Annotated in this window: 22 protein-coding genes; 12 read left to right on the top strand and 10 right to left on the bottom strand. The window is 71.4% G+C overall.

The window, feature by feature from the left end; all coding sequences use genetic code 11:
* Window positions 1–70 precede the first annotated feature (70 nt).
* On the bottom strand, window positions 71–403 hold the full coding sequence (locus WMF42_RS10860) for a hypothetical protein (protein WP_437691845.1): 333 nt from the start codon (window positions 401–403) through the stop codon (window positions 71–73).
* On the opposite strand from WMF42_RS10860, the gene WMF42_RS10855 reads away from it, so the two are divergent.
* Window positions 402–1,085 carry a hypothetical protein gene (locus WMF42_RS10855; RefSeq protein ID WP_437691844.1) on the top strand — a complete coding sequence of 228 codons (684 nt, stop codon included), beginning with the start codon at window positions 402–404 and terminating at the stop codon, window positions 1,083–1,085. The two genes, WMF42_RS10860 and WMF42_RS10855, sit on opposite strands and share 2 nt — an antisense overlap.
* 64 nt (window positions 1,086–1,149) lie before the next feature.
* Complete coding sequence (locus tag WMF42_RS10850) at window positions 1,150–2,388, top strand: CotH kinase family protein (RefSeq protein WP_437691843.1); 1,239 nt, start codon at window positions 1,150–1,152, stop codon at window positions 2,386–2,388.
* A gap of 15 nt (window positions 2,389–2,403) precedes the next feature.
* Here the strand turns inward: WMF42_RS10850 and WMF42_RS10845 are convergent, their stop codons facing one another.
* Genes WMF42_RS10845 through WMF42_RS10835 form a run of 3 tightly spaced genes read right to left on the bottom strand, consistent with a single transcriptional unit; the run spans window position 2,404 to window position 3,628 of the window.
* Window positions 2,404–2,952, bottom strand: a complete 549-nt coding sequence (locus tag WMF42_RS10845; protein WP_437691842.1) for a hypothetical protein — start codon at window positions 2,950–2,952, stop codon at window positions 2,404–2,406.
* Entirely contained in the window at window positions 2,942–3,448 is a 507-nt protein-coding gene (locus WMF42_RS10840) for an RNA polymerase sigma factor (protein ID WP_437691841.1), read from the bottom strand. Before WMF42_RS10840 ends, WMF42_RS10845 begins: the two co-directional genes overlap by 11 nt.
* Window positions 3,449–3,496: 48 nt before the next feature.
* Window positions 3,497–3,628, bottom strand: a complete 132-nt coding sequence (locus WMF42_RS10835; RefSeq protein ID WP_267888043.1) for a hypothetical protein — start codon at window positions 3,626–3,628, stop codon at window positions 3,497–3,499.
* Between the two features lie 232 nt (window positions 3,629–3,860).
* Between WMF42_RS10835 and WMF42_RS10830 the strand changes: the two genes are divergently transcribed.
* Window positions 3,861–5,381 (top strand): L,D-transpeptidase, encoded by a 1,521-nt coding sequence (locus WMF42_RS10830; protein ID WP_437691840.1) that lies wholly within the window; start codon window positions 3,861–3,863, stop codon window positions 5,379–5,381.
* 19 nt (window positions 5,382–5,400) lie between these two features.
* Here the strand turns inward: WMF42_RS10830 and WMF42_RS10825 are convergent, their stop codons facing one another.
* The 3 genes from WMF42_RS10825 to WMF42_RS10815 all read right to left on the bottom strand — a co-directional run bounded on the left by WMF42_RS10825 (window position 5,401) and on the right by WMF42_RS10815 (window position 8,358).
* On the bottom strand, window positions 5,401–6,252 hold the full coding sequence (locus WMF42_RS10825) for an STAS domain-containing protein (protein ID WP_437691839.1): 852 nt from the start codon (window positions 6,250–6,252) through the stop codon (window positions 5,401–5,403).
* Window positions 6,253–6,454: 202 nt separating this feature from the next.
* Entirely contained in the window at window positions 6,455–7,315 is an 861-nt protein-coding gene (locus WMF42_RS10820; RefSeq protein ID WP_437691838.1) for an STAS domain-containing protein, read from the bottom strand.
* A 182-nt stretch (window positions 7,316–7,497) separates the two neighbouring features.
* Complete coding sequence (locus WMF42_RS10815) at window positions 7,498–8,358, bottom strand: STAS domain-containing protein (RefSeq protein ID WP_437691837.1); 861 nt, start codon at window positions 8,356–8,358, stop codon at window positions 7,498–7,500.
* Window positions 8,359–8,599: 241 nt separating this feature from the next.
* Here WMF42_RS10815 and WMF42_RS10810 point away from each other — a divergent pair, with 241 nt between their 5' ends.
* The 5 genes from WMF42_RS10810 (at window position 8,600) to WMF42_RS10790 (ending at window position 14,594) form a co-directional block, all read left to right on the top strand.
* Entirely contained in the window at window positions 8,600–9,289 is a 690-nt protein-coding gene (locus WMF42_RS10810) for an NUDIX hydrolase (RefSeq protein WP_434046732.1), read from the top strand.
* 227 nt (window positions 9,290–9,516) lie between these two features.
* Window positions 9,517–10,350, top strand: a complete 834-nt coding sequence (locus tag WMF42_RS10805; RefSeq protein ID WP_437694248.1) for a protein phosphatase 2C domain-containing protein — start codon at window positions 9,517–9,519, stop codon at window positions 10,348–10,350.
* A 64-nt stretch (window positions 10,351–10,414) separates the two neighbouring features.
* Complete coding sequence (locus tag WMF42_RS10800; RefSeq protein ID WP_437691836.1) at window positions 10,415–12,358, top strand: hypothetical protein; 1,944 nt, start codon at window positions 10,415–10,417, stop codon at window positions 12,356–12,358.
* 55 nt (window positions 12,359–12,413) lie between these two features.
* Complete coding sequence (locus WMF42_RS10795) at window positions 12,414–13,460, top strand: nicotinamidase (RefSeq protein ID WP_437691835.1); 1,047 nt, start codon at window positions 12,414–12,416, stop codon at window positions 13,458–13,460.
* A gap of 309 nt (window positions 13,461–13,769) precedes the next feature.
* Window positions 13,770–14,594, top strand: a complete 825-nt coding sequence (locus WMF42_RS10790; protein ID WP_437691834.1) for a hypothetical protein — start codon at window positions 13,770–13,772, stop codon at window positions 14,592–14,594.
* Window positions 14,595–14,600: 6 nt separating this feature from the next.
* On the opposite strand, the gene WMF42_RS10785 is transcribed toward WMF42_RS10790, so the two are convergent.
* Window positions 14,601–15,569, bottom strand: coding sequence for a hypothetical protein (locus WMF42_RS10785; RefSeq protein WP_437691833.1), 969 nt, complete (start codon window positions 15,567–15,569; stop codon window positions 14,601–14,603).
* Between the two features lie 276 nt (window positions 15,570–15,845).
* Between WMF42_RS10785 and WMF42_RS10780 the strand changes: the two genes are divergently transcribed.
* The gene (locus tag WMF42_RS10780; protein ID WP_061609397.1) at window positions 15,846–16,349 is read left to right on the top strand and encodes a beta-class carbonic anhydrase; all 504 of its coding nucleotides are present in this window, start codon (window positions 15,846–15,848) and stop codon (window positions 16,347–16,349) included.
* A 164-nt stretch (window positions 16,350–16,513) separates the two neighbouring features.
* Here WMF42_RS10780 and WMF42_RS10775 read toward each other — a convergent pair whose 3' ends face one another.
* Window positions 16,514–17,509 (bottom strand): AraC family transcriptional regulator, encoded by a 996-nt coding sequence (locus WMF42_RS10775; RefSeq protein ID WP_437691832.1) that lies wholly within the window; start codon window positions 17,507–17,509, stop codon window positions 16,514–16,516.
* A gap of 266 nt (window positions 17,510–17,775) precedes the next feature.
* Between WMF42_RS10775 and WMF42_RS10770 the strand changes: the two genes are divergently transcribed.
* From WMF42_RS10770 to WMF42_RS10760, 3 genes are all read left to right on the top strand, one after another.
* A complete protein-coding gene (locus tag WMF42_RS10770; RefSeq protein WP_437691831.1) occupies window positions 17,776–18,219 on the top strand; it encodes a hypothetical protein in 444 nt (147 codons plus the stop codon).
* A gap of 186 nt (window positions 18,220–18,405) precedes the next feature.
* Window positions 18,406–18,951, top strand: a complete 546-nt coding sequence (locus WMF42_RS10765; protein WP_437691830.1) for an NUDIX hydrolase — start codon at window positions 18,406–18,408, stop codon at window positions 18,949–18,951.
* Window positions 18,952–19,039: 88 nt separating this feature from the next.
* Window positions 19,040–19,951 (top strand): Uma2 family endonuclease, encoded by a 912-nt coding sequence (locus tag WMF42_RS10760; protein ID WP_437691829.1) that lies wholly within the window; start codon window positions 19,040–19,042, stop codon window positions 19,949–19,951.
* Window positions 19,952–19,980: 29 nt separating this feature from the next.
* Here WMF42_RS10760 and arfB read toward each other — a convergent pair whose 3' ends face one another.
* Window positions 19,981–20,409, bottom strand: coding sequence for an alternative ribosome rescue aminoacyl-tRNA hydrolase ArfB (gene arfB, locus WMF42_RS10755; protein WP_437691828.1), 429 nt, complete (start codon window positions 20,407–20,409; stop codon window positions 19,981–19,983).
* Window positions 20,410–20,425: the final 16 nt, after the last annotated feature.

Raw genomic sequence — 20,425 nt, 5'->3', positions numbered from 1 at the left:
CCTCGCCGGACACGGCGCGACGAACAACCTGGCTTGATCACGACAAGGAAACCGACACCATGACCTTCGCTTATCGCTCCCTGTGGCTCCCTCTCACCATCGCGCTGTTCTCGCCCGTGCTCGGCTGCTCCAGCGGGGAGTTGGGCGCCTCGAGCGACGGCGCGACCGGCGCGTCGTCGAGCTCCGGCGGCGCCGCGACCACCGGCGGCGGCTCCGCGACAAGCGGCGGCTCCGCGACAAGCGGCGGCTCCGCGACAAGCGGCGGCTCCGCGACAAGCGGCGGCTCCGCGACAAGCGGCGGCTCCGCGACCTCCGGCGGCGGCTCCGCGACAGCCAGCAGCAGCTCCACCGGCGGCGGGACGACGGAGCCGTTCAGCTTCTTCGTGACCAGCCTCGCGGCCATGCGGGAGCTGTCGGGCTCCCAGGACGGCTTCGGGGGCGATCTCCGCTTCGGCGAGACGGGCCAGGGCGCCGGTCTCCGCGGTGCGGACAAGATCTGCGCGACGATCGCCGAGAAGAGCATGCCGGGCGCGGGGAGCAAGACGTGGCGCGCGTTCCTGAGCGCCGCGGCAGGAGAGGACGGCAAGCAGGTCGACGCGATCGACCGGATCGGCGAGGGGCCCTGGTACGACAGGCTCGGGCGGCTGGTCGCCAGCAACAAGGACGAGCTGATCGGCGAGCGTCCCAGCGGGGCGGACGAGGCGATCGGCGATGATCTGCCGAACGAGGACGGCGTCCCGAACCAGCAGCCCGATCCGAGCCAGCCCAAGGTCGACAACCACGACACCATGACCGGGAGCAACCAGCAAGGCCGGCTGTCCGGCCCGACGGCGACGTGCAACGACTGGACGAGCGCGTCAGGCGACAGGAGCTCCGGGAAGCCGCGCCTCGGCCACTCGTGGCCGAGGAACTTCGGCGGCGGCGGGGGCGACTTCAACATGGCCCACTGGATATCGGCCCACGACGCGGCGGGGTGCTCGCCGAGCGTCAACCTCGTGGACGCGGGGGGACCGGCGCAGGGCGCGACCGGCGTGGGATCCGGCGGCGGCTACGGCGGGATCTACTGCTTCGCCCTGACGCCCTGACGCCCTGACGCAGGCGTCCCTCCGCGCGTGGCGCCGACAGAGGCCGCCTGGTAAGCCGGGAAGCATGAGAAACCGTGGCGCTCTCCCCCTCCTCTCCCTTCCCCTCGTCGTGGCGAGCCAGAGCGGCTGTCCGGTCGACGAGGGGGCCAAATCCGCGGTGGTGTTCGACCGGTCGGTGCTCCACAGGGTCGAGATCGCTGTCGACGACGCGCACCTGAACCAGCTCGCGACGGACCTCGACGAGCGCGTGCCGTGCACCGTGACCTACGACGGCGAGGTCGTCACCGGCGCCGGCATCCGGCAGAAGGGCAACGCGCTCGTGGAGCTCTCGAAGAAGCCGAGCTTCAGCCTCAAGTTCGACGAGTTCGACGAGAAGGCGGACCTGCACGGGCTCAAGAAGCTCCTGCTGAACAACGCCAAGCAGGACCCGACGTTCATGCGCGAGCAGGTCGGCGAGGAGCTGCACGCCCGCGCCGGGTTGCCCTCGGCGCGCAGCGTGCACGCGGTGGTGACGCTGAACGGCGTCGACAAGGGGATCTACGTCGTCACCGAGGCGATCGACAAGCGGTTCCTGAGGCGCCATTTCGGCGAGGTGAACGACGAGGGCGCGCTCTACGAGGGCCCGTGCTGCGGCGACTTCGTCGAGGACATCGACGCCGTGGAGCTCGACGGGGGGGACGACGACGGCGCGGCCGAGCTCAGCGCGCTCGCCGACGTCATCCGGGGCGCGCCGGACGAGCAGCTCGCCGCGCAGGCGAGCCGGCACCTCGACCTGGATCGGTACATCACGACCTACGCCCTCGAGGCGCTGATGGGCCACTGGGACGGCTACGCGTACAGGGCGAACAACTACTATCTTTACGAGAACCCGATCGACGGGCGCTTCGTGTTCATGCCCCACGGGATGGATCGAATCCTGGAAGACCCGTGGTTCGACACCGAGACGGCGCCCGTCGCCGTGCTCCCGGGCCGGATCCGCGCGATCCCGGCGCTCGACGAGCGCTTCCGCGCGGAGCTCGCCCGCCTCGCGAGCGAGGCCTGGGACGAGGCCGCCTTGCTCGCTGTCGTCGATCAGGCGGCGCGGGTGATCGGCAACGCCAGCGCGGGCGAGGCGACCCGGGCGGACCTGAGCGAGTTCACCGCGAACGTGAACGCCCTGCGCGACGACCTGAAGCTGCGCCGCACGTTGATCGATCCCGCTGTCGAGTGCGGCGACGGCGACGTCGGGGGGCTCGAGACGTGCGACGACGGCAACACGACGGGCGGCGACGGGTGCAGCGCGAGGTGCCGCATCGAGCCGTGATCGGAGACGGCGACGTCACGCGCCGCCGCGCGCGGGGCGGAGCGCGAGCGGCGCGGTGCCGGCGAGCAGCCCGGCCGCGAGCGCGACCACGCCGCCGAAGCCGACGCAGGCGCAGCCGAGCGCGCCCGTCAGGGCGGCGACGCCGCACGCCGACGCCCACGAGGCCCCGAGCCGCTCGGACCGGCGCAGCGCGCGCGCGAGCAGCACGCCCGCGGCGACGCCGCCCGCCAGGCACGCGGGGACGCAGATCGACACGCACCCTTCCGGCGTGCACAGGTGACCGTAGACGCGCGCCGCGTGCGCCGCCGCGAACGGCACGAGCCCCGCCGCGACGCCCGGGAGCACGCCCCGCCCGAGCTGCCGCCCTCGCCAGGAGAGCAGCGCCGCCGCGACGTAGAGCACCGCGCCGATGATCGCGGTGGTGAGCGGACGGTCGCTCATCAGCGCCGCCACGAGCGCGATCGCGATCGTCGGGGACGCCGCCCAGGCGGCCTGTCGCGCCTTCCCGCGCTCGTACGCGCGATAGGCCCTCTCCTTCAGGCCCACGAGCGCCTCAGGTTCCATAGATCCTCCTCCACGCCTCCCGGAGGCGGGCAAATGCGCGCTCGCGACGCTTGCGGAACGCCGCGCCCGACAGCGAGGGGTCGCGATCGCCCTCCAGCACGGTCGCCCGCAGCGTCTCGCGATCCGCCTCGGCCAGCGTGCCGAGCACCTCGCGCGCCGCGTCGTCGAGATCGCGGGCGATCGCCGCGTCCTCGGGCGTGGGCGCGTCGGCCGCGATCGACGGGAAGAGCTCGTCCGGCGCTTCCCTGGACCGCGACCGCCGCCGCCGCGCCGTGCGGCACTCCCACGCCGCGATCGCGAGCGCCCAGGTGAGCGCGTCCGCCTCGGGATCGAACGAGCTGGCGCGGTCGAAGACCTTGAGGCACGCCAGCTGCGCCGCGTCCTCGGCGTCCGCCTCGCCCCCGAGCATGCGGCGGCAAAACGCGCTGATCGCCGGCCACAGGGCCGTATAGACGGGATCGAACGCCGCGCGATCGCCGTCAGCCAGGCGTCTCATCGACGCGTTGAGCAGCGATCGCGCGCGCGGTTCCAACGGCGATGGTCCTCAGCCGCAGGGGCAGTCCGGGCAGGGGCAATCCGCGCACGGACAGCCGCCCGCGAGCTGCGTACCCGCGTAGGCCGCCGTGGGGATTCCGAGGACGGCTGCGATCAGGGTCACCTTGAGCCAACGACGCATGGGCGTTCTCCTTTTCTTCTCTTGTTCCGGTCCGGCCGGCTGTCGTCGCCTGCCTTCCTCGGCTCTAGGCGCGAGCAGGGCCGAGCGTGACACCCTCGGCGATCGAAATCCCGGGGCGCCGGTCGTCGCAGCCCTGTCGTGCCCGGCTCGCGCCCGCACGCGCCCCGACGCCCGGTTCCAGCTTTGCAGGTCATTCCGCCAGACACGCTGAACGTGCTAGGGTGACGCGCCTATGTCCGGCCGCCTGTGTACCGCTGCCCTCGGCGTCCTGTGGCTCGTCGGGTGCACGCCGTCGCGACGCGACGCCGGATCGAGCGCCGGCCCGGCGGGGAGCGCCGGCGTGGCGGTCGCGGAGCCGGAGGGCGCGCGCCCGGCCGGCGCCGTCGCGCCGGCTGTCGCTCGGGCGCCCTCGCCGGCGGCTCCGGCCGCCGCCGCCGTGCCCGCCGTGGCCGCAGGGGAGCCGGCGGCGCCGGCGGCGGCCGCCCGCGTGTACTCGAAGAGCCGCGAGGTGATGATCCGGGCGGCCCCGCGGCCGAAGTCCCAGTGGATCGGCCAGCTCACGATCGGCAGCTCGGTCCGGCTGAAGAGCGCCGAGCCCCTCCGGGGCGCGGGCGACTGCCCGGCGTTCTACGCCGTCGAGCCGCGCGGCTACGTCTGCGTCGACGGCGAGCGCGCCACGCTCGACGCGGCCGATCCCATGCTCCAGACGCTGGCCGCCCACGCCCCGCTCGCGGATCAGCCGTTGCCGTACCGCTACGGCGAGTCGCTCGGGCTCAAGCGCCTCTTCAAGGTGGAGGGCATCGAGACCCCGGAGTGGCCCTCGGGGATGCACGACAAGCGGCACATGCAGGTCCGCCCGCGGTCGTCGGTCGCGTGGACGAGGGAGGTCGAGGCTGGCGGGGCGACGTGGCTCTGGGCGTCCGATCTCACGTTCGTGCCGAAGGACAAGGTCAAGCCGTACGAGGCCGCCACCTTCCAGGGCGTGCACCTCACCTCCGAGGTGCGCCTCCCCATCGCGTTCTTCCGTCGCAAGCCGCGCCCCAAGTACCGCCTCACCGAGGAGAACCAGCTCGAGAAGACGGACGCCGTGTGGGAGCGCCTCGACAGGGTCGGGCTGACGGGCAAATCGAGGCAGGTCGGCAAGCGCACCTACCTCGAGACCCGCGACGACGGGCACTGGGTGCTCGATCGCGACGCGGTGGTCGTGAAGCCGCGGAAATCGCGGAACCCGTGGGGGCGTCCCATCCAGCTCGGCGGCGGCGCGCCCGAGGCGGTGGCTGAGGGGCCGAGGAGCACGTGGATCGAGATCGCCGCGCTCGAGGGCTGGCTCATCGCCTACGAGGGCGACCGGCCCGTCTTCGCGACGCTGATCTCGGCCGGGCGCAACGGGGCCGAGGATCCGGAGAGGACCGAGGAGGCCGAGCCGTTCGTGCCGCCCTCGACGACCCCGCTCGGCCAGTACAGCATCAACCGCAAGTGGGTCACGAAGACGCTGATCACGCCCCACGTCGACGCCGACGACTGGATCGAGGCGGAGGTGCCGTGGAGCCAGCACTTCTTCAGCAAGTACCTCCTGCACGCCGCGTACTGGCACAACAACTGGGGCGACGGGCAGAGCGGTGGGTGCGTGAACCTCTCGCCGGTGGACGCGAAGTGGCTATTCCACTGGACCGAGCCGGCCGTACCCGAGGGGTGGTACGCCGTCCAGGTCACGCGCAAGGACCCGTCGACCCGCCTCGTGATCCACCGCTGATCCGCGGCCGTACGACCGCCTATTTCGCCGCCGGCGCGCCGCCGCCCTCGCCCGCCGCGGCCATGCGCCGCATGCAGAGCTTCAGGCCCGCGCGCAGGTTGCCCACCGTCGTCACGCCGGACAGGTCGAGCCCCAGCGCGACCATCGTCTGCGCCACGTTCGACCGGATCCCCGTGATGATCCCCTCCGCCCCCAGCAGACGGATCGCGTTGATCATCTCGATCAGGTACCCGGCCGTCCGCGTGTCGACAGCGTCCACGCCGGTGAGATCGAGGATCGCGAACCGAGCGTCCTTGTTCACGACCGCGTTGAGCAGGTTGTCCATCACCTCGGAGATCCGCAGGCTGTCCACCACCCCCACCATCGGCAGCGTCAGCACCTTGTCCCATACCTCGATGATCGGCGTCGACAGGTCGCGGATGACCCGCTGCTGCTTCTCGATCAGCTCCAGCTTGTTCCGGAGCTCCTGCTCTCGCAGCCTCGCCGCGGTGGCGTCCAGGGTGACGCTGACAGCGCCGGGCTCCCCGCCGTGGCGCACGGGGATGACCCATGTCTCCCAGGTGACGCCGTGCGCCTCGGTGACCGTGTGCGACGCCTCCCCCTCGATCGCCTGCCGAACGGCCTGCACCGCCTCCGGCACGCCCGCGTAGAGCTCGTGGACGCTCTTGCCAAGGTGCTCCCCCGGCTTGATGCCGGAGACCTCCAGCCCCTTGCCGTCGTGGAACCTGAAGATGCCCTCGCGATCGTACCTGCACACCGCGACCGGCAGGTTGTCGAGGAGGGCCCGGAGGAGCAGCTCTGCCTCTCCGAGCTTCGCCTCGGGCTCATTCTCGATCTCCGCGCCCGTCGACGGCTTCCCTGCCCCCATCATGGAAGCCTTCTACCGCGCGCGCGTGCTGCTCGTCGAGGGCTCGACGCCCTCCGCCGGGAGATCTCGTGAGCCCACTGAGGATAATACCCCACAGCATGGCTGAGCCCGTCTGGCGCCTCCCCGCGGCAGGCGGCACACTCGCCATCTCCCGACGCCTCGGCCCCTCGGGTCTCCGCCCCTGGCAGAGGAGCTGTGCGATCGCCTATTTCGCCGCCGGCGCGACGCCGCCGCCCTCGCCCGCCGCGGCCATGCGCCGCATGCAGAGCTTCAGGCCGGCGCGCAGGTTGCCCACCGTCGTCACGCCGGACAGGTCGAGCCCCAGCGCGATCATCGTCTGCGCCACGTTCGACCGGATCCCCGTGATGATCCCCTCCGCCCCCAGCAGACGGATCGCGTTGATCATCTCGATCAGGTACCCGGCCGTCCGCGTGTCGACAGCGTCCACGCCGGTGAGATCGAGGATCGCGAACCGAGCGTCCTTGTTCACGACCGCGTTGAGCAGGTTGTCCATCACCTCGGAGATCCGCAGGCTGTCCACCACCCCCACCATCGGCAGCGTCAGCACCTTGTCCCATACCTCGATGATCGGCGTCGACAGGTCGCGGATGACCCGCTGCTGCTTCTCGATCAGCTCCAGCTTGTTCCGGAGCTCTTGCTCTCGCAGCCTCGCCGCGGTGGCATCCATGGTGATGCTGACAGCGCCGGGCTCCCCGTCGTAGCGCACGGGGACGAACCATGTCTCCCAGGTGAGGCCGTGCGCCTCGGTGACCGTGTGCGACGCCTCCCCCGCGAGCGCCTGCTGGATGGCCTCCAAGGCCTCCGGCACGCCCGCGTAGAGCTCGTGGACGCTCTTGCCGAGGTGCTCCCCCGGCTTGATGCCGGAGACCTCCAGCCCCTTGCCATCGTGGAACCTGAAGATGCCCTCGCGATCGTACCTGCACACCGCGACCGGCAGGTTGTCGAGGAGGGCCCGGAGGAGCAGCTCTGCTTCTCCGAGCTTCGCCTCGGGCTCATTCTCGATCTCCGCACCCGTCATCGACATCGACGTACCGCCCCCCGTCATGGAAGCCTTCTACCCCGCGCGCGTGCCGCTCGTCGAGGTCTGTCGACCTCCGCCGGATCGTTTCGTGAACCGCCGGAGGAAAGTTCGCACCGCATCGTTGATCTCGCCTCGCGCTCCCTGCGCGAGCAACGCACTCGCCTCCTCCGCGGCTCCCGTGCTCGCCAGAGGACCGCTACGAGCGCTTATTTCGCCGCCGGCGCGCCGCCGCCGCCCTCGCCCGCCGCGGCCATGCGCCGCATGCAGAGCTTCAGGCCCGCGCGCAGGTTGCCCACCGTCGTCACGCCGGACAGGTCGAGCCCCAGCGCGACCATCGTCTGCGCCACGTTCGACCGGATCCCCGTGATGATCCCCTCCGCCCCCAGCAGACGGATCGCGTTGATCATCTCGATCAGGTACCCGGCCGTCCCCGTGTCCACCGCGTCCACCCCCGTGAGATCGAGGATCGCGAACCGCGCGTCCTTGTTCACGATCGCGTTGAGCAGGTTGTCCATCACCTCGGAGATCCGCAGGCTGTCCACCACCCCCACCATCGGCAGCGTCAGCACCTTGTCCCATACCTCGATGATCGGCGTCGACAGGTCGCGGATGACCCGCTGCTGCTTCTCGATCATATCGATCTTTATCTGGAGCTCCTGCTCTCGCAGCCTCGCCTCGGTGGCGTCCAGGGTGACGGTGATGAGCCCATCGGGCTGCCCGCGCTGGTCGCGCACCGGGATGTGCCATGTCTCGAAGACGACGCCGTGCGCCTCGTAGACCCGGTGCGAGGGTTCTCCCGCGAACCCCCGCCGCAGGCCCTCCACGGCCTCGTCGTGCTCCGCATAGAGCTCGAGCACGTTCGCGCCGACGAGCTGCCCCGGCTCCATGCCGGCGGCCCCGAGCCCCTTTCCGTCCTGGAAGGTGAAGACGCCCCCGCGGTCGTACCTGGCCACGCTGATCGGGAGGTGATCGAGGACGGCGCGGAGCAGCAGCTCCGCCTCTCCGGGCTCCTCCGCGGGCTCATTCTGGATCTCGTCGCCCGCCGTCTGCTCGCCAGCGCCCGTCATGGAGATCTTCTACCGCGAGCGCGCGCTGCGCGTCGAGAGTTTGCCGATCTCCGCGGACCCTTTCGCGAGCGCGCGGCGTGAAACATCGCGCCGCCTCGCGGAGCGAGCCTGAGCCCGCCTGGCTCGTCGACGCGCGCACGACCAGCACCCCAGGCGCCCGTCCGTCACCGCGCGCCGCGGATCCGTCAGGTGTACAACCGACACCGATCTTCGTGTACAAGATACACCGATGGAGGATCGCATGTCTGTCTCGTACGAGCACCCGCGGCCGGCGCTGACGGTGGATTGCGTCGTGTTCGGCCTCGACGACGGGGACCTCAAGGTCCTGCTCATCCGGCGGGAGCTCGAGCCGTTCCGCGGCAGGTGGGCGCTCCCGGGCGGCTTCGTGCGCGTCGACGAGGCGCTGGACGACGCCGCGCGGCGGGAGCTCGCCGAGGAGACGGGGCTCTCGGGGGTGTTCCTGGAGCAGCTCTACACGTTCGGCGCCCTCGGGCGCGACCCGCGCGAGCGCGTCGTCTCGGTCGCGTACTACGCGCTGGTCAAGCTCGGGGATCACCGGGTCAAGGCGGCGACCGACGCCCGCGAGGCTGCGTGGTTCGCGGTGGACGACACGCCGGCGCTCGCCTTCGATCACGACGAGATCCTCGCGGCCGCGCTGGAGCGGCTCAAGGGCAAGGTGCGGTACCGGCCGATCGGGTTCGAGCTCCTCCCGCCGAAGTTCACGCTGTCGCAGCTCCAGCGGCTCTACGAGGCGATCCTCGAGCGCCCGCTCGACAAGCGCAACTTCCGCAAGAAGGCGCTCGCCACCGGGCTGCTCGTCGAGCTCGACGAGGTGGAGCAGGACGTCGCCCACCGCGCGGCGCGGCTCTACCGGTTCGACCGGCGGAAGTACGAGCGGCTCGAGAAGGACGGCTTCAGCTTCGAAATCTAGGCGTCCGCCGCGGCCCGGCGGCCCCCGGGCGCCACATCCCTTCGACCTGCGCCCGCGCCGCGTGGCCTGGCTGGCCCGGCGAGGGCGGCCGGCCCGACTCCGGCCGGGTTGACAAGTGTACAACCGACACTAAGCTTGGTGTGTAGGTTACACGAACGGCCGGGCGCTCACCGCGCGCGGGCGCAGAAGGGAACTCCATGCCTCGCGAGGTCGCTTTCTTGGCTGACATGGGTGGCGGCGCGGCCTTCGAGGTCGCCGGCGGCACGGTGACAGGGACCGACCACCTCGCGGCGGGGCGGCCCAACCAGGACGCCTATGCCTTCCGGACCGAGGGCGGCTGCCTTGCCGCGGTTGTGTGCGACGGCTGCGGCAGCGGCGCGCGCAGCGAGGTGGGCGCGGCGCTCGGGGCGAGGATCGTGACCGAGCAGGTGCTCGGCGCGCTCGGGCGCGGCGGAGACATCGAGTCGCCGGAGACGTGGGAAGAGGTGCGGCGCGGCGCGCTCGCGCCGCTCCGGGCGGTGGCCGGCGGCATGGGCGGGCGCCTCGCCGAGGTCGTGTCGACCTTCTTCCTGTTCACCGTGGTCGGCCTCGCGATCTCCGGCGACAGGGCGTGCGTTTTCTCCCTCGGCGACGGCCTCATCGCGCTCGGCGACGACCTCCTGCGGCTCGGCCCCTTCCCGGGGAACGAGCCCCCGTACCTCGGCTATGGCCTGCTCGATCGCCCGCCCGGCGGCGAGGCGCCGCGCTTCACCGTGCACCGCGCGTTCCCGGCGAGCGCGCTCCGGGCTGCCCTGCTCGGGACCGACGGCGCCGTCGATCTGCTGGAGTCGTCAGCGCGGCAGATCCCGGGCGGCGGCGGCGAGGTCGGCCCGCTGTCGAGGTTCTGGGAGGACGATCGGTATTTCCGGAACCCCGACGCGGTGAGGCGGCGGCTCGCGCTCATCAATCGACCGGTGGCGCGGCCCATGTGGAAGGAAGAGCGCATGGAGCGCGAGGGCGGGCTGCTCCGCGACGACACGACGCTGGTGGTGGTGCGGAGATCCCGGCGGCAGCGCGATTGACGCGCGCCGCGCGCGGCTCGGCGAAGGACAGCGCGGCATTTTCTTGCGCCCGAAGGAGGCGAAGGTGGACGCATATCTCGGTGCGAAGCGGATAAAGCTCGATCCTCGGGCCTCGATCGGCAAGGGCGGAGAGGCGGACGTGTTCGACCTCGGCAACGGCCGCGCGCTCAAGGTCTGGAAGACGCCCGATCACCCGGACTACGCCGGTCAGGACGCCGAGCAGCGCGCCGCCGAGGCCCGCATCGAGCGCCACCAGGACAAGCTGCGCGCGTTCCCGGCGGCGCTCCCCGACCAGGTGATCGCGCCCGCCGAGCTCGCGACCGACAGGTCGAAGAAGCGCATCGTGGGTTACGCCATGCGCCTCGTGCGCGGCGCGGAGCCGCTCCTGCGCTACGGCGAGCCGTCGATGCGCCACGGCGGGCTCTCGGCGGCCGCCGTCTCCGGGGTGCTCGCGCGGCTCCACCGCACGGTCGCGGCGATCCACGACAGGGGCGTGGTGATCGGCGACTTCAACGATCTCAACGTGCTTGTCGCCGGCGGCGAGGCGTTCGTCATCGACGCCGACAGCTTCCAGTTCGGCCCGTTCCTCTGTCAGGTGTTCACCGAGCGCTTCGTCGATCCGCTGCTCTGCGACCCTTCCCTCCCCCGCCCGGTGCTGGCGCGGCCCTACGCGCGCGGCTCGGACTGGTACGCGTTCGCCGTCATGGTCATGCAGAGCCTGCTCTGCGTCGGGCCGTATGGCGGCGTCTTCCGGCCGCGGTCCGCGGCGGCGCGGGTGCCCGAGAGCGCGAGGCCGCTCCGCCGCATCACCGTGTTCGACAGCGAGGTGCGGTATCCGAAGCCGGCGATCCCGTACCGCGTCCTGCCCGACGACCTGCTCGACGCGCTGTACCGCGTCTTCGTCAAGGACGAGCGCGGCGTGTTCCCGCGCCGGCTGCTCGACGCGCTCGCCTGGACGAGGTGCCCTTCGTGCGGCGTCGAGCACGCGCGCGCCGCCTGCCCGACCTGCGCTTCCGCCGCGCCGGCCGCCGTGAGGTCGTCCACCGTGGTGCACGGCGAGGTGCTCGCGACGCGGATCCTGAGCACGCGCGGGGTGATCCTTGCCGCGTCCGTCGGCGCCGGCGGGCTCTCTGCCCTGCTGCACGAGGGCGGGCGCTTCTTGCGGGAGGACGGGTCGGTCGTCCTGTCCGGCGCGCCCCACCCGGCGATGCGCTTCGCTGTGCAGGGCGAGGCGACGCTGATCGGCCGCGGCGGCGAGCTCGTGGTGCTCTCGCCGGGCGCCGCGCCGGAGCGGATCCAGGTGGATTGCCTCGGGACGAGGCCGATCTTCGCCGTCAACGCGCGGGCCCGCTACTGGGCGCGCGGCGGCCAGCTCCTGCGCAGCGGCAGGCCGGGCGCGGCCGCGCTCTCGGGCGAGGCGGGCTCCGTCGCGGTGGGCGATGTCCTCGAGGGGCAGACGATGTTCTGGGTCGGCCCCCGGTTCGGGCTCGGCTTCTACCGCGCCGGGAGCGTCTCGATCGCGTTCGTCTTCGACGCCGAGCGGCCTGGCCTCAAGGACACGGTCAAGCTGCCTTTTCCCGGCGGCAAGCTCACCGCGGCCACGTGCGTGTTCGACGCGGGCACCGGGGGAGGCGCCGGCGGGCGCTCGCGCGGCCCCTCGGACCGCGCGCGCGCGTGGCTATTCCTCGCCGCCGAGCAGGCCGGGCGCACGGTGCACCGGTGCGTTGTCGTGCGCGAGGACGGCGAGGTCGAGGCCGCCGCCGACGGCGACGCGGGGGGCGGCTCGTGGCTCGGGGCGCTCACCGGCAAGTGCGCGGCGTCGGGGTTCCTGCTCTCGGCGACCGACAGCGGCGTCGTCCGCGTCGAGGTCCGGGGGGGAGCGCTCGTCGAGGCGCGGCAGTTCCCCGGCACCGAGCCGTTCGTCACCCAGGCTTCCCGGCTGCTCGTCGGCCCCGAGGGGCTGTTCGTCGTCGACGCGCAGGCGATCACGTTGCTTCGCATCTCGTGAATCCACGGCTGTTCTTCAGGCCCGCACGCGCGGGCCGTTCGAGAGGAGAGAGACAATGAAAACGACAGAGCTCCCGCTGCCCGCCTTCTATGATCCGAAGAACGCCGAGCGGTGGGGTTATCACCCGAACGAGGAGGCGCTCCACGGCGCGGCCGCCGGGTGGCGGAAGGCGCACGGCGTGAAGCCCTCGGCCGCCGACGCGCAGAACGTCCACCTCCTGCTCATCGACGTGCAGAAGGATTTCTGCTTCCCGCAGGGCTCGCTCTACGTCGCGGGCAGGAGCGGCACGGGCGCTGTCGACGACAGCCGCCGCGTCGCGGAGTTCATCTACAGGAACCTCGGGTCGATCACGAACGTCACGGTCACGATGGACACCCACTTTGCATACCAGATCTTCTTCCCGGCCTTCTGGGTGGATCGCGAGGACCGGCCGCTCTCGGCGCACCGCGAGATCACGACGGCGCAGATCGACGCGGGCGAGGTGCGCCCGAACCCGGCCGTGGCGCGGTGGCTCTGCGGCGGCAGCTATCCGTGGCTCATGAAGCAGGTCCGGTACTACTGCGAGGAGCTCGAGAAGGCGGGCAAGTACAAGCTCTACCTGTGGCCGCCGCACTGCATCCTCGGCAGCGACGGGCACGCGCTCGCGGGGGTCGTGCACGAGGCGCGGATGTTCCACGCGTTCGCGCGCGGGGTGCAGTCGTGGGTGGAGGTCAAGGGCGGCAACCCGCTCACCGAGAACTATTCGGTGATGCAGCCCGAGGTGCTCACGCGGCACGACGGCCAGCCGCTGGCGCAGCGGAGCACGCTCTTCCTGAAGACGCTGCTCCACGCGGACGCGGTGATCATCGCCGGCCAGGCGGCGAGCCACTGCGTGCGCAGCTCGATCGAGGACATCCTGACGGAGATCGCGCTGACCGATCGCGCGCTCGCGAAGAAGATCTACGTCATGACCGACTGCATGTCGCCGGTCACGGTGCCCGACGGCAAGGGCGGCTTCCTCGCCGACTTCACCGCCGAGGCGGACAAGGCGCTGAGCCGCTTCGCCGCGGCCGGGATGAACCTGGTGAAGAGCACCGACCCCATCGCACGGTGGCTCGTCTAGCGCGGTGCTGGCAGGCTCGGTGAGGTGAAGAAGAGAAAAGAAAATTTGAACCACAGAGGCACAGAGGGCACAGAGGAAGAGAGAGAGAGAGAGAGATAGAGAGAGAGAGAGAGAGAGAGAGAGACAAAGAGAAGAGATAGATAGAGATAAATACCTTCTCTCCTTCTCCCCTCTGTGCCCTCTGTGCCTCTGTGGTTCAAATCTCTTCTCTTCCTCTCATCGAGCCATGGAAGAGCGCCGGCGAACGCGCGACCAGCGCCGGCCGCCCCTGATTTCGCGCGCTTGAAACGTGTGACCGTGGAGGTTTCGATGAACATGAGCAAGGACGACGGGAACAGGCCGGATCGCGGTGGCTCGCTCGACATCGAGCAGCTCTTCGAGGCGGCGCGGGACGAGGGCGCGCTCTCGCCCGAGGCGATGCAGGCGCTGCACATCACCGACATCGGCGCCCAGATCCAGGCAGGCTTCGGCGTGCAGGTGGACGACGTCGCGTCGTCAGAGGTGGTGCTGGTCACGGTGATGCCCGACGACTCGGGATCCATCAAGTTCGCCGGCAACGCCCGGGCGGTGCGGGACGGGCACAACCTCGTGGTGAGCGCCCTCGCCGACTCCAGGCAGCGCGACTCCATCCTGGCGCACAATCGTTATCTGAACGGGACGGTGCTGTATCCGTATTGCCCGATCGGACAGGCGGTGAAGATGGACACGAAGAACTACGATCCCCAGCTCGGCACGCCGCTCTACGACCAGACGGTGGTGCTCCTCGGCACGGTGATCGCGAAGGCGCAGGAGTTCGCGCTGAGCGGCGTCCCGGCGCGCACGGTCACGCTGATCATCTCCGACGGCGCCGACGCGGGCTCGACGTGGGCCAAGGCGAAGGACGTGTGCGCGCTCGTCCGCGACATGCGGCGGGCCGAGTCCCACATCGTGGCGGCGATCGGCATCCACGACGGGAACACCGATTTCCAGGCCGTCTTCCGCGACATGGGGATCGAGGACCGCTGGATCCTGACGCCGAAGAGCGACGCGGCCGACATCCGCAAGGCGTTCGCGCTGTTCTCCCAGTCGGCGGTGCGCGCCAGCCAGGGCGGCGCGTCGTTCTCGAAGACGGCGGCCGGGGGCTTTGGCGGATAAGGCGGGTCAGGCCGCGGCCGCCAGGGGGAGCACGCCGTAACGGTGGCGCAGCTCGTCGACATCCACCGTCATGACCGACCAGAAGTCCCAGTCGTCCATCAGGTCGATGTTCATCCTCGTGCCTCGAACGAACGATCGCACGATGTCGTCGGCGAGCCCCGGCGTCGCGAGCATCCCCTGCTGCGCGGGCGCGAGCACCGTGAGCTGGACCCCTTGCTGGAGCTGGACGAGCAGGAACACGAGGATGCCGAACGGGTTCTCGCGGCGATACCCGGCCTGAAAGGCGATCGTCATCGCCTCGCCGCGCAGGTCCGTGCCGTAGCCCGCGAGGATGTGGCTGAGATCGTGGGTGAGCACGCCCTCGGGCACGCCGCGCTTCTCGCCGGGGAAAGCGAAGCCGTTCGCTCGATAGAAGGTGAAGAGCGCCTTGCCGAGGGTGCCCTCCCTGTACCCCTCGAGGGAGCGATAGCGCGCGGCGACGGGCTCGTTCTCCGCGAGTCCGGCGAAGCTCGCGAGGTTCCTGGCAAGGCCGTAAACACCGCCCTCGTCCAGCATGCGCCGCACGCTCTTGCCGAGCAGCGCGTTGCGGGCGATGTCGATGCGCAGGAGCAGCAGCCGCCGCTCGTGGAGGCGATGGATCTGGCGGACCGCGTCGGGGCGGGCCCCCAGCGCCACGGCAAAGCGCTCGACCTCGATCAGCTCGCGCTCGTCGATGCGCTCGCCGCACAGCGTCATGGCGCACAGGCCGTTGACGAGCTGCTCGCGGAGCGCGGGGTCCCTGACCGCGCGCGCGAGCTCCTCGGGCGCGATCGGGGCGAGCGCGTCGACGTCGAGTTCCGTGTGGAGGAGGTGCCGCTGCACGGCGGCGATGGCGGCGCGGCGAGGCCCGTCGAGGGGGCCGGCCGAGGTGAGGACGACCTTGATGGCGCGCAGTCCCGCGCGCGCCTGCTCCTGGCTCGGAATGATGTAGGTCATGCCAGCAAGAATGAGGACGAACGCGCGTCCCGTCCTTGACCGGCGGCGCCAATGAGTTGACCGGGCGCGCCGTCAGGCCACGGTCAGCACGACGTTCCCCCGACGGTCGCCGAAAGGATACCCGCAGCCCGGGGTGAGGTAGCGAGCGGCGCGAATCCTCCAGTCCCGTTCCTGACCGCGGAGCTTTCTGTCCGCCTGCGCCTCGCGTGCGCCGACATCCGCTATAACGGACGTTCTGCTTGACACGATCCCCCCCGGGTCGTGGACAATGGATGCATGAGCGTCATCGACGAGCTGCTCCACGCCAACGAGGCCTACGCGGCCGCGTTCACCAAGGGTTCTTTGCCCCTGCCGCCGGGCCGCAAGGTCGCGATCGTCGCGTGCATGGACGCGCGCCTCGACCCGGCGCGCGCGCTTGGGCTCGAAGAGGGTGACGCCCACGTCATCCGCAACGCGGGTGGGCGCGTCGTGGAGGCGCTGAGGAGCATCGCCATCAGCCAGACCCTGCTCGGCACGGAGGCGGTGGTCATCGTCCACCACACGGACTGCGGGATGCTCACGTTCACCGATGAGGTCATCCGTCGACGGCTGAGGCAGACCCTCTCCGCCGACGCTGATCACGTGTCGTTCCTGCCGTTCTCGGACCTGGACGCGTCGGTCCGCGACGACATCGCGATCTACCGGAGCTCGCCGCTCGTGCGAAAGGACATCCCCGTCCGCGGGTTCATCTACGACGTCCGCACCGGGCGGCTGCGCGAGGTCGACGCGAGCCGCGCGTAGACTCGACACTGCGTGGGCCAGGAGCCACGCCGCGGGCGCGGGGCCGCATGATAACCCTGGAGATCATGCGCACGTTCGCCGTGTCCGACGTTCCCCGTGCAGAGCGCCCCCTCCGGCCCGTCTCCTGACCGACCCCGAGCAGCTCGCGCCCGTCGATGCGCTCGTCAGGCGGAGCGGCGGTACGCGGCGGGGCTGTGCCCGGTCCAGCGGCGGAAGGCGCGCGAGAAGGCGCTCACCTCGGAGAAGCCCAGGAGGAACGCGACCTCGGAGATGGTGCGGCCGCGCTCGCGCATGTGGGCCACGGCGAGCTTGCGGCGCGCCTCGTCGAGGACGCTCTTGTAGCTCTCGCCCTCGTCGCCGAGCCTCCGTTGCAAGGTCCGCGCGCTCATGCCGAGGGCGCGCGCCGCGGCGGCGACGTCGGGGACGCCGCGCCCCAGCGCCTCGACGAGGTGGCGCTCGAGCGCGCCGCGCACGCTGGGCTCGGCCGGGAGGCGGGCGAGCAGCTCGTCGGCGTGCCGGCGGAGGACGGCGCCGAGGGCCGGATCCGCGCGCTGCGTGGGGGTATCAAGGAACGCGGCGTCGAACAGGACAGCGTTCTCGTCCGCGCCGAAGACGAGCGGCACGCCGAGGAGGCGGTCGTACTCGCCGCGATCGGCCGGGGCGGGGTGGGCGAAGGTGACCCGGTGCGGCGCGAACGGCACGCCGGTGAGGTCGCGCGCGCGCAGGACCCACAGGCCCAGGATGAAGCTCGATAGCTGGGGCGGCGCGACTGCGCCGGCGAAACGCTGCGAGATGCGGGCGCGCGCGCCGTCCACCGTGAGGCGCACGTCCAGGGCGTCGTGGATGAGGCGCTGGTAGCGCAGCACGCAGCCGATCGCCTCCCGCACCGTGGCGCACTGGGCGGTGACGAAATCGACGACATCGAAGAGCTGGCCGACGAGCAGCTCGGCCGCGTGCAGGCCGAACGCGGGGTCGCGCGCGAGCTCGGGGATGCGGGTCCACGCGCGGGCGACCGTGTCGTGCGGAACGCGGGCGGTGGGGTCCTCGAGCAGGGCGGGATCGACCTCGGCCACGGCGAGGGCCTCGCGCGGGTCGACGCCCGCGCGCGACGCGATGAGGACGCAGAGCCGGAGGGCCTTGATGCAGCCGGTGGGGCGCATGACGCTCGGCCCACCGTCGTATCCGATTTCGCGCTCGTGTTCACGAGAGCGCGCCGCGACCCCGCAACGCCGGTTGCCAGGGCGGCGGGCGCCGGACAGGCAGGGGCGCTGCCCCGCGAGGCAGGGGCGCCGCCCCGCGAGGCCGGCGCGTACCGGCGAGGCCGGCGCGTACCCACGAGGCCCTGCGCGCACATCCGCGCTCACGCAGGAGCGCCGGTTCGACGGGAGATGAGGAGGTGGGTAACAGTCGCAGACCACGCAACACAGTGAGGGCCAGAGACGTCAACCGCGACGCCAAACCACCTCTGGAACACGACAGATCGTCCAGAACGGATCTGGATTTTGAGGATATTCTGGATATCATTGAATATTCGGCGAACCCGGGTGCGGTCGCCGCGAAAGAGAGAGACGATCACGTGAAGACGGTGTTGAAGATCCTCGGAGCCCTCGTGGGCCTCGTCGTCGTTGCGGCCGTGGTGTTCTGGGCCGGCTGGTTGCGCGCGCCCGCCCCGGAGGCGGTCTGTGAGCACATGGGCGAGCTGGCGACCAAGGAGACAGGGGCCAGCGCACAGAAGGTGTGGGATCAGGCCGCGTGCGTGAAGCGGATGCAACCCCCCGAGTTCGGACGGCTCAAGTACGTCAAGCAGATGAAGTGTATCGTGGGCGCCGAGAGCATGGACGGGCTCAAGAGCTGCGAGAGGGGCGGCTGATCGCTCGGGCCGCGGGGCGTCGCCGCCCGCCGGGCGACGCCCCCCGCGGCCCGGAGAGGCGCCGGGCCGCACGCCTTTCGGGCTGCCCGCCGTTGCGCCTTTTGGCCGTGCTCGCCATGGGTTACCCATGCCCCTCCGGACTCGCCGCGGACGCTCCGGAGCGCCCGGGCTCGGAGGTGGTTCTTCATGGCGGTCGTGCGGTGGAAGGCATTGGAGCGGCGCGTGATCCAGCACTCGCCGTGGCGGAGGATCGAGGACGTCACCTTCGAGCTTCCGGACGGGCAGGTGCGCACGTTCTCGCTCAAGAAGGAGGGGCGGGTCGTCTGCATCCTCCCGATTTCACTGGAGAATCGCGTGATCCTGGCGCGCCAGTACAGGCCGGGGCCGGACCGGATCCTCGACGAGCTCCCCGGCGGCGGCGTCGAGCCGGGCGAGACCCCGGAGGAGGCGGCCGCGCGCGAGCTGCTCGAGGAGACGGGGTATGTCGCCGGGCGGCTCCTGCCGCTCGGCCGCCCGCTCGAGTGCGCCTACTCGACGATCGAGCGCCACGCGTTCCTCGCCGTGGAGTGCGCGCGTCGCGGGGCGCAATCGCTGGATGAGACCGAGTTCATCGACGTGATCGAGAAGCCGATCGAGGCCTTCGTCGCGCAGCTCAGGGAGGGCGCCTGCACGGACCCGGAGGTCGGGTGGATGGGCCTTCACGAGATGGGCTACCTGAAGGCGCACGAATGATCCGGCCCGCTCCGGCGTAAGCGCGACGTCGCGCGCGCAGCCTGCGCACCGATCGCTACCGGGCGCTCGCCGCGCTATGTTGCGGCCAATGCCCAAGCGCGATCGCGCCCCCCTCGTCCCGGGCGTCGACGGCTCCGGTCGCACGATCCGCGCGCTGTCGACCTCGGGCCGTAGAACGCGCGCTCGCCTGCCGCACGTGGACGACCGGCTCGCCCCGCCCGAGACGCGGGTGGAGTACCTCGACGGCGCCGAGCTCTTCGCCGCCCCGGCCGAGCCGCCGCAGGCAACCCAGCACTTCGATCTGACCTACGTGCTCGGCGCGCACGTCGCGAAGGGCTACCGCGGCGCCGTCGACATGCTCACCCGGACCGACGAGGCCAGCGATCACGCACCCGACGCCAGCATCTTCGCGCAGAAGCCCGACCGCGGAGGCCGCCGGCGGCTGGAGGAGATGGCGTTCGAGGTCTGCGAGAAGCAGGCCCTCGCCGTCCCGACCGACAAGGCGCGCCGGCTCATCCGGCGCGGCGTGCGGCGGGTGTTCTGCATCCTGGTGGAGCAGCGCCGGGTGCTGGAGTGGTCGCGCGAGACCGACGGCTGGCAGCCCCTCCCGAAGAACGCGGCCATCGAGGACCCGTGCCTCGTGCGCCCCCTGCCGATTCAATCGTTCTTCGACGCCGCGTCCTCGGACGACGCCGTGGCCCGCGCGCTGCTGGACAAGCGTGTGCCCGCGCTCGTGGAGGCGCTCGCCGCACGCGAGGCCCGCAGAGCGGCCCGCCGCGAGGCCATCGAGGAGGCCCGCGGCGCAGCGATCGGTGAGCTCAGGATGGCGCAGCAGGCCATCACCACCGTGCTGCGATCGCGCGGGATCGACGTACCGGCCGGGGTGGCGCGCGCGATCGCCGGCTGCGACGACGTGCGCAAGCTGCGACGATGGCTCAAGCGCGAGGCCACCGCAGCGACGGCGTCCGAGGTCGTCGCGGGCTCCCGGCGCCAGCGCTGAGGGAGCTCGCGGCCCCTCCGCGCCCCGCGTCACTCGGCGTGGCCGCCGCGGCGCACCTGCTTCTTCTCGCCCGTCCGCCGCTTCTCGTCGAGCCGCCGCGCCTTCGACGCCCGCGTCGGCCGCGTCGGCCTCCGCAGCACCGGCGGCTCGAGCGCCCGCAGCAGCAGCGCGCGCAGCTTCTCGCGCGCGTCGTCCAGGTTGCGCTGCTGGTCGCGCGTGAGCTGGCTCACGATCAGCAGGCGTCCCTCGGCGTCGAGCCGCCCGCGGGCGATCGCGCGCAGCCGCGCCTTCGCGTCCGCGGCGAGCTCCGGCCACGCCGCGAAGTCGAGGCGCAGCTCGACCTTCGAGGCGACCTTGTTGACGTTCTGACCGCCGGGGCCCGACGCGCGCACGGCGCTCCAGCTCAGGAGGGCGACAGGGACGGTCAGCTCATCGTTGATGACGAGGGGTTGGGACACGGTGGCTCGCTCTGCC

Source organism: Sorangium sp. So ce176, from assembly GCF_051519835.1.
GTDB classification, from domain to species: domain Bacteria; phylum Myxococcota_A; class Polyangia; order Polyangiales; family Polyangiaceae; genus Sorangium; species Sorangium cellulosum_G.
The sequence above is the reverse complement of the archived record's forward strand: the minus strand, read 5'-3'. Positions and strand labels throughout refer to the sequence as shown.

Bases quoted from the DNA above. Each gene is read 5' to 3' on its own strand.
- WMF42_RS10810 (WP_434046732.1), top strand. From the start codon at position 8,600: ATGTCTGTCTCGTACGAGCACCCGCGGCCGGCGCTGACGGTGGATTGC.
- WMF42_RS10780 (WP_061609397.1), top strand. From the start codon at position 15,846: ATGAGCGTCATCGACGAGCTGCTCCACGCCAACGAGGCCTACGCGGCC.
- WMF42_RS10840 (WP_437691841.1), bottom strand. From the start codon at position 3,448: ATGAGACGCCTGGCTGACGGCGATCGCGCGGCGTTCGATCCCGTCTAT.
- WMF42_RS10765 (WP_437691830.1), top strand. From the start codon at position 18,406: ATGGCGGTCGTGCGGTGGAAGGCATTGGAGCGGCGCGTGATCCAGCAC.
- WMF42_RS10805 (WP_437694248.1), top strand. From the start codon at position 9,517: ATGGGTGGCGGCGCGGCCTTCGAGGTCGCCGGCGGCACGGTGACAGGG.
- WMF42_RS10815 (WP_437691837.1), bottom strand. From the start codon at position 8,358: ATGACGGGCGCTGGCGAGCAGACGGCGGGCGACGAGATCCAGAATGAG.
- WMF42_RS10855 (WP_437691844.1), top strand. From the start codon at position 402: ATGCGGGAGCTGTCGGGCTCCCAGGACGGCTTCGGGGGCGATCTCCGC.
- WMF42_RS10790 (WP_437691834.1), top strand. From the start codon at position 13,770: ATGAACATGAGCAAGGACGACGGGAACAGGCCGGATCGCGGTGGCTCG.
- WMF42_RS10795 (WP_437691835.1), top strand. From the start codon at position 12,414: ATGAAAACGACAGAGCTCCCGCTGCCCGCCTTCTATGATCCGAAGAAC.
- WMF42_RS10860 (WP_437691845.1), bottom strand. From the start codon at position 403: ATGGCCGCGAGGCTGGTCACGAAGAAGCTGAACGGCTCCGTCGTCCCG.
- WMF42_RS10760 (WP_437691829.1), top strand. From the start codon at position 19,040: ATGCCCAAGCGCGATCGCGCCCCCCTCGTCCCGGGCGTCGACGGCTCC.
- WMF42_RS10785 (WP_437691833.1), bottom strand. From the start codon at position 15,569: ATGACCTACATCATTCCGAGCCAGGAGCAGGCGCGCGCGGGACTGCGC.
- WMF42_RS10835 (WP_267888043.1), bottom strand. From the start codon at position 3,628: ATGCGTCGTTGGCTCAAGGTGACCCTGATCGCAGCCGTCCTCGGAATC.
- WMF42_RS10825 (WP_437691839.1), bottom strand. From the start codon at position 6,252: ATGATGGGGGCAGGGAAGCCGTCGACGGGCGCGGAGATCGAGAATGAG.
- WMF42_RS10820 (WP_437691838.1), bottom strand. From the start codon at position 7,315: ATGACGGGGGGCGGTACGTCGATGTCGATGACGGGTGCGGAGATCGAG.
- WMF42_RS10845 (WP_437691842.1), bottom strand. From the start codon at position 2,952: ATGGAACCTGAGGCGCTCGTGGGCCTGAAGGAGAGGGCCTATCGCGCG.
- WMF42_RS10830 (WP_437691840.1), top strand. From the start codon at position 3,861: ATGTCCGGCCGCCTGTGTACCGCTGCCCTCGGCGTCCTGTGGCTCGTC.
- WMF42_RS10850 (WP_437691843.1), top strand. From the start codon at position 1,150: ATGAGAAACCGTGGCGCTCTCCCCCTCCTCTCCCTTCCCCTCGTCGTG.
- WMF42_RS10775 (WP_437691832.1), bottom strand. From the start codon at position 17,509: ATGCGCCCCACCGGCTGCATCAAGGCCCTCCGGCTCTGCGTCCTCATC.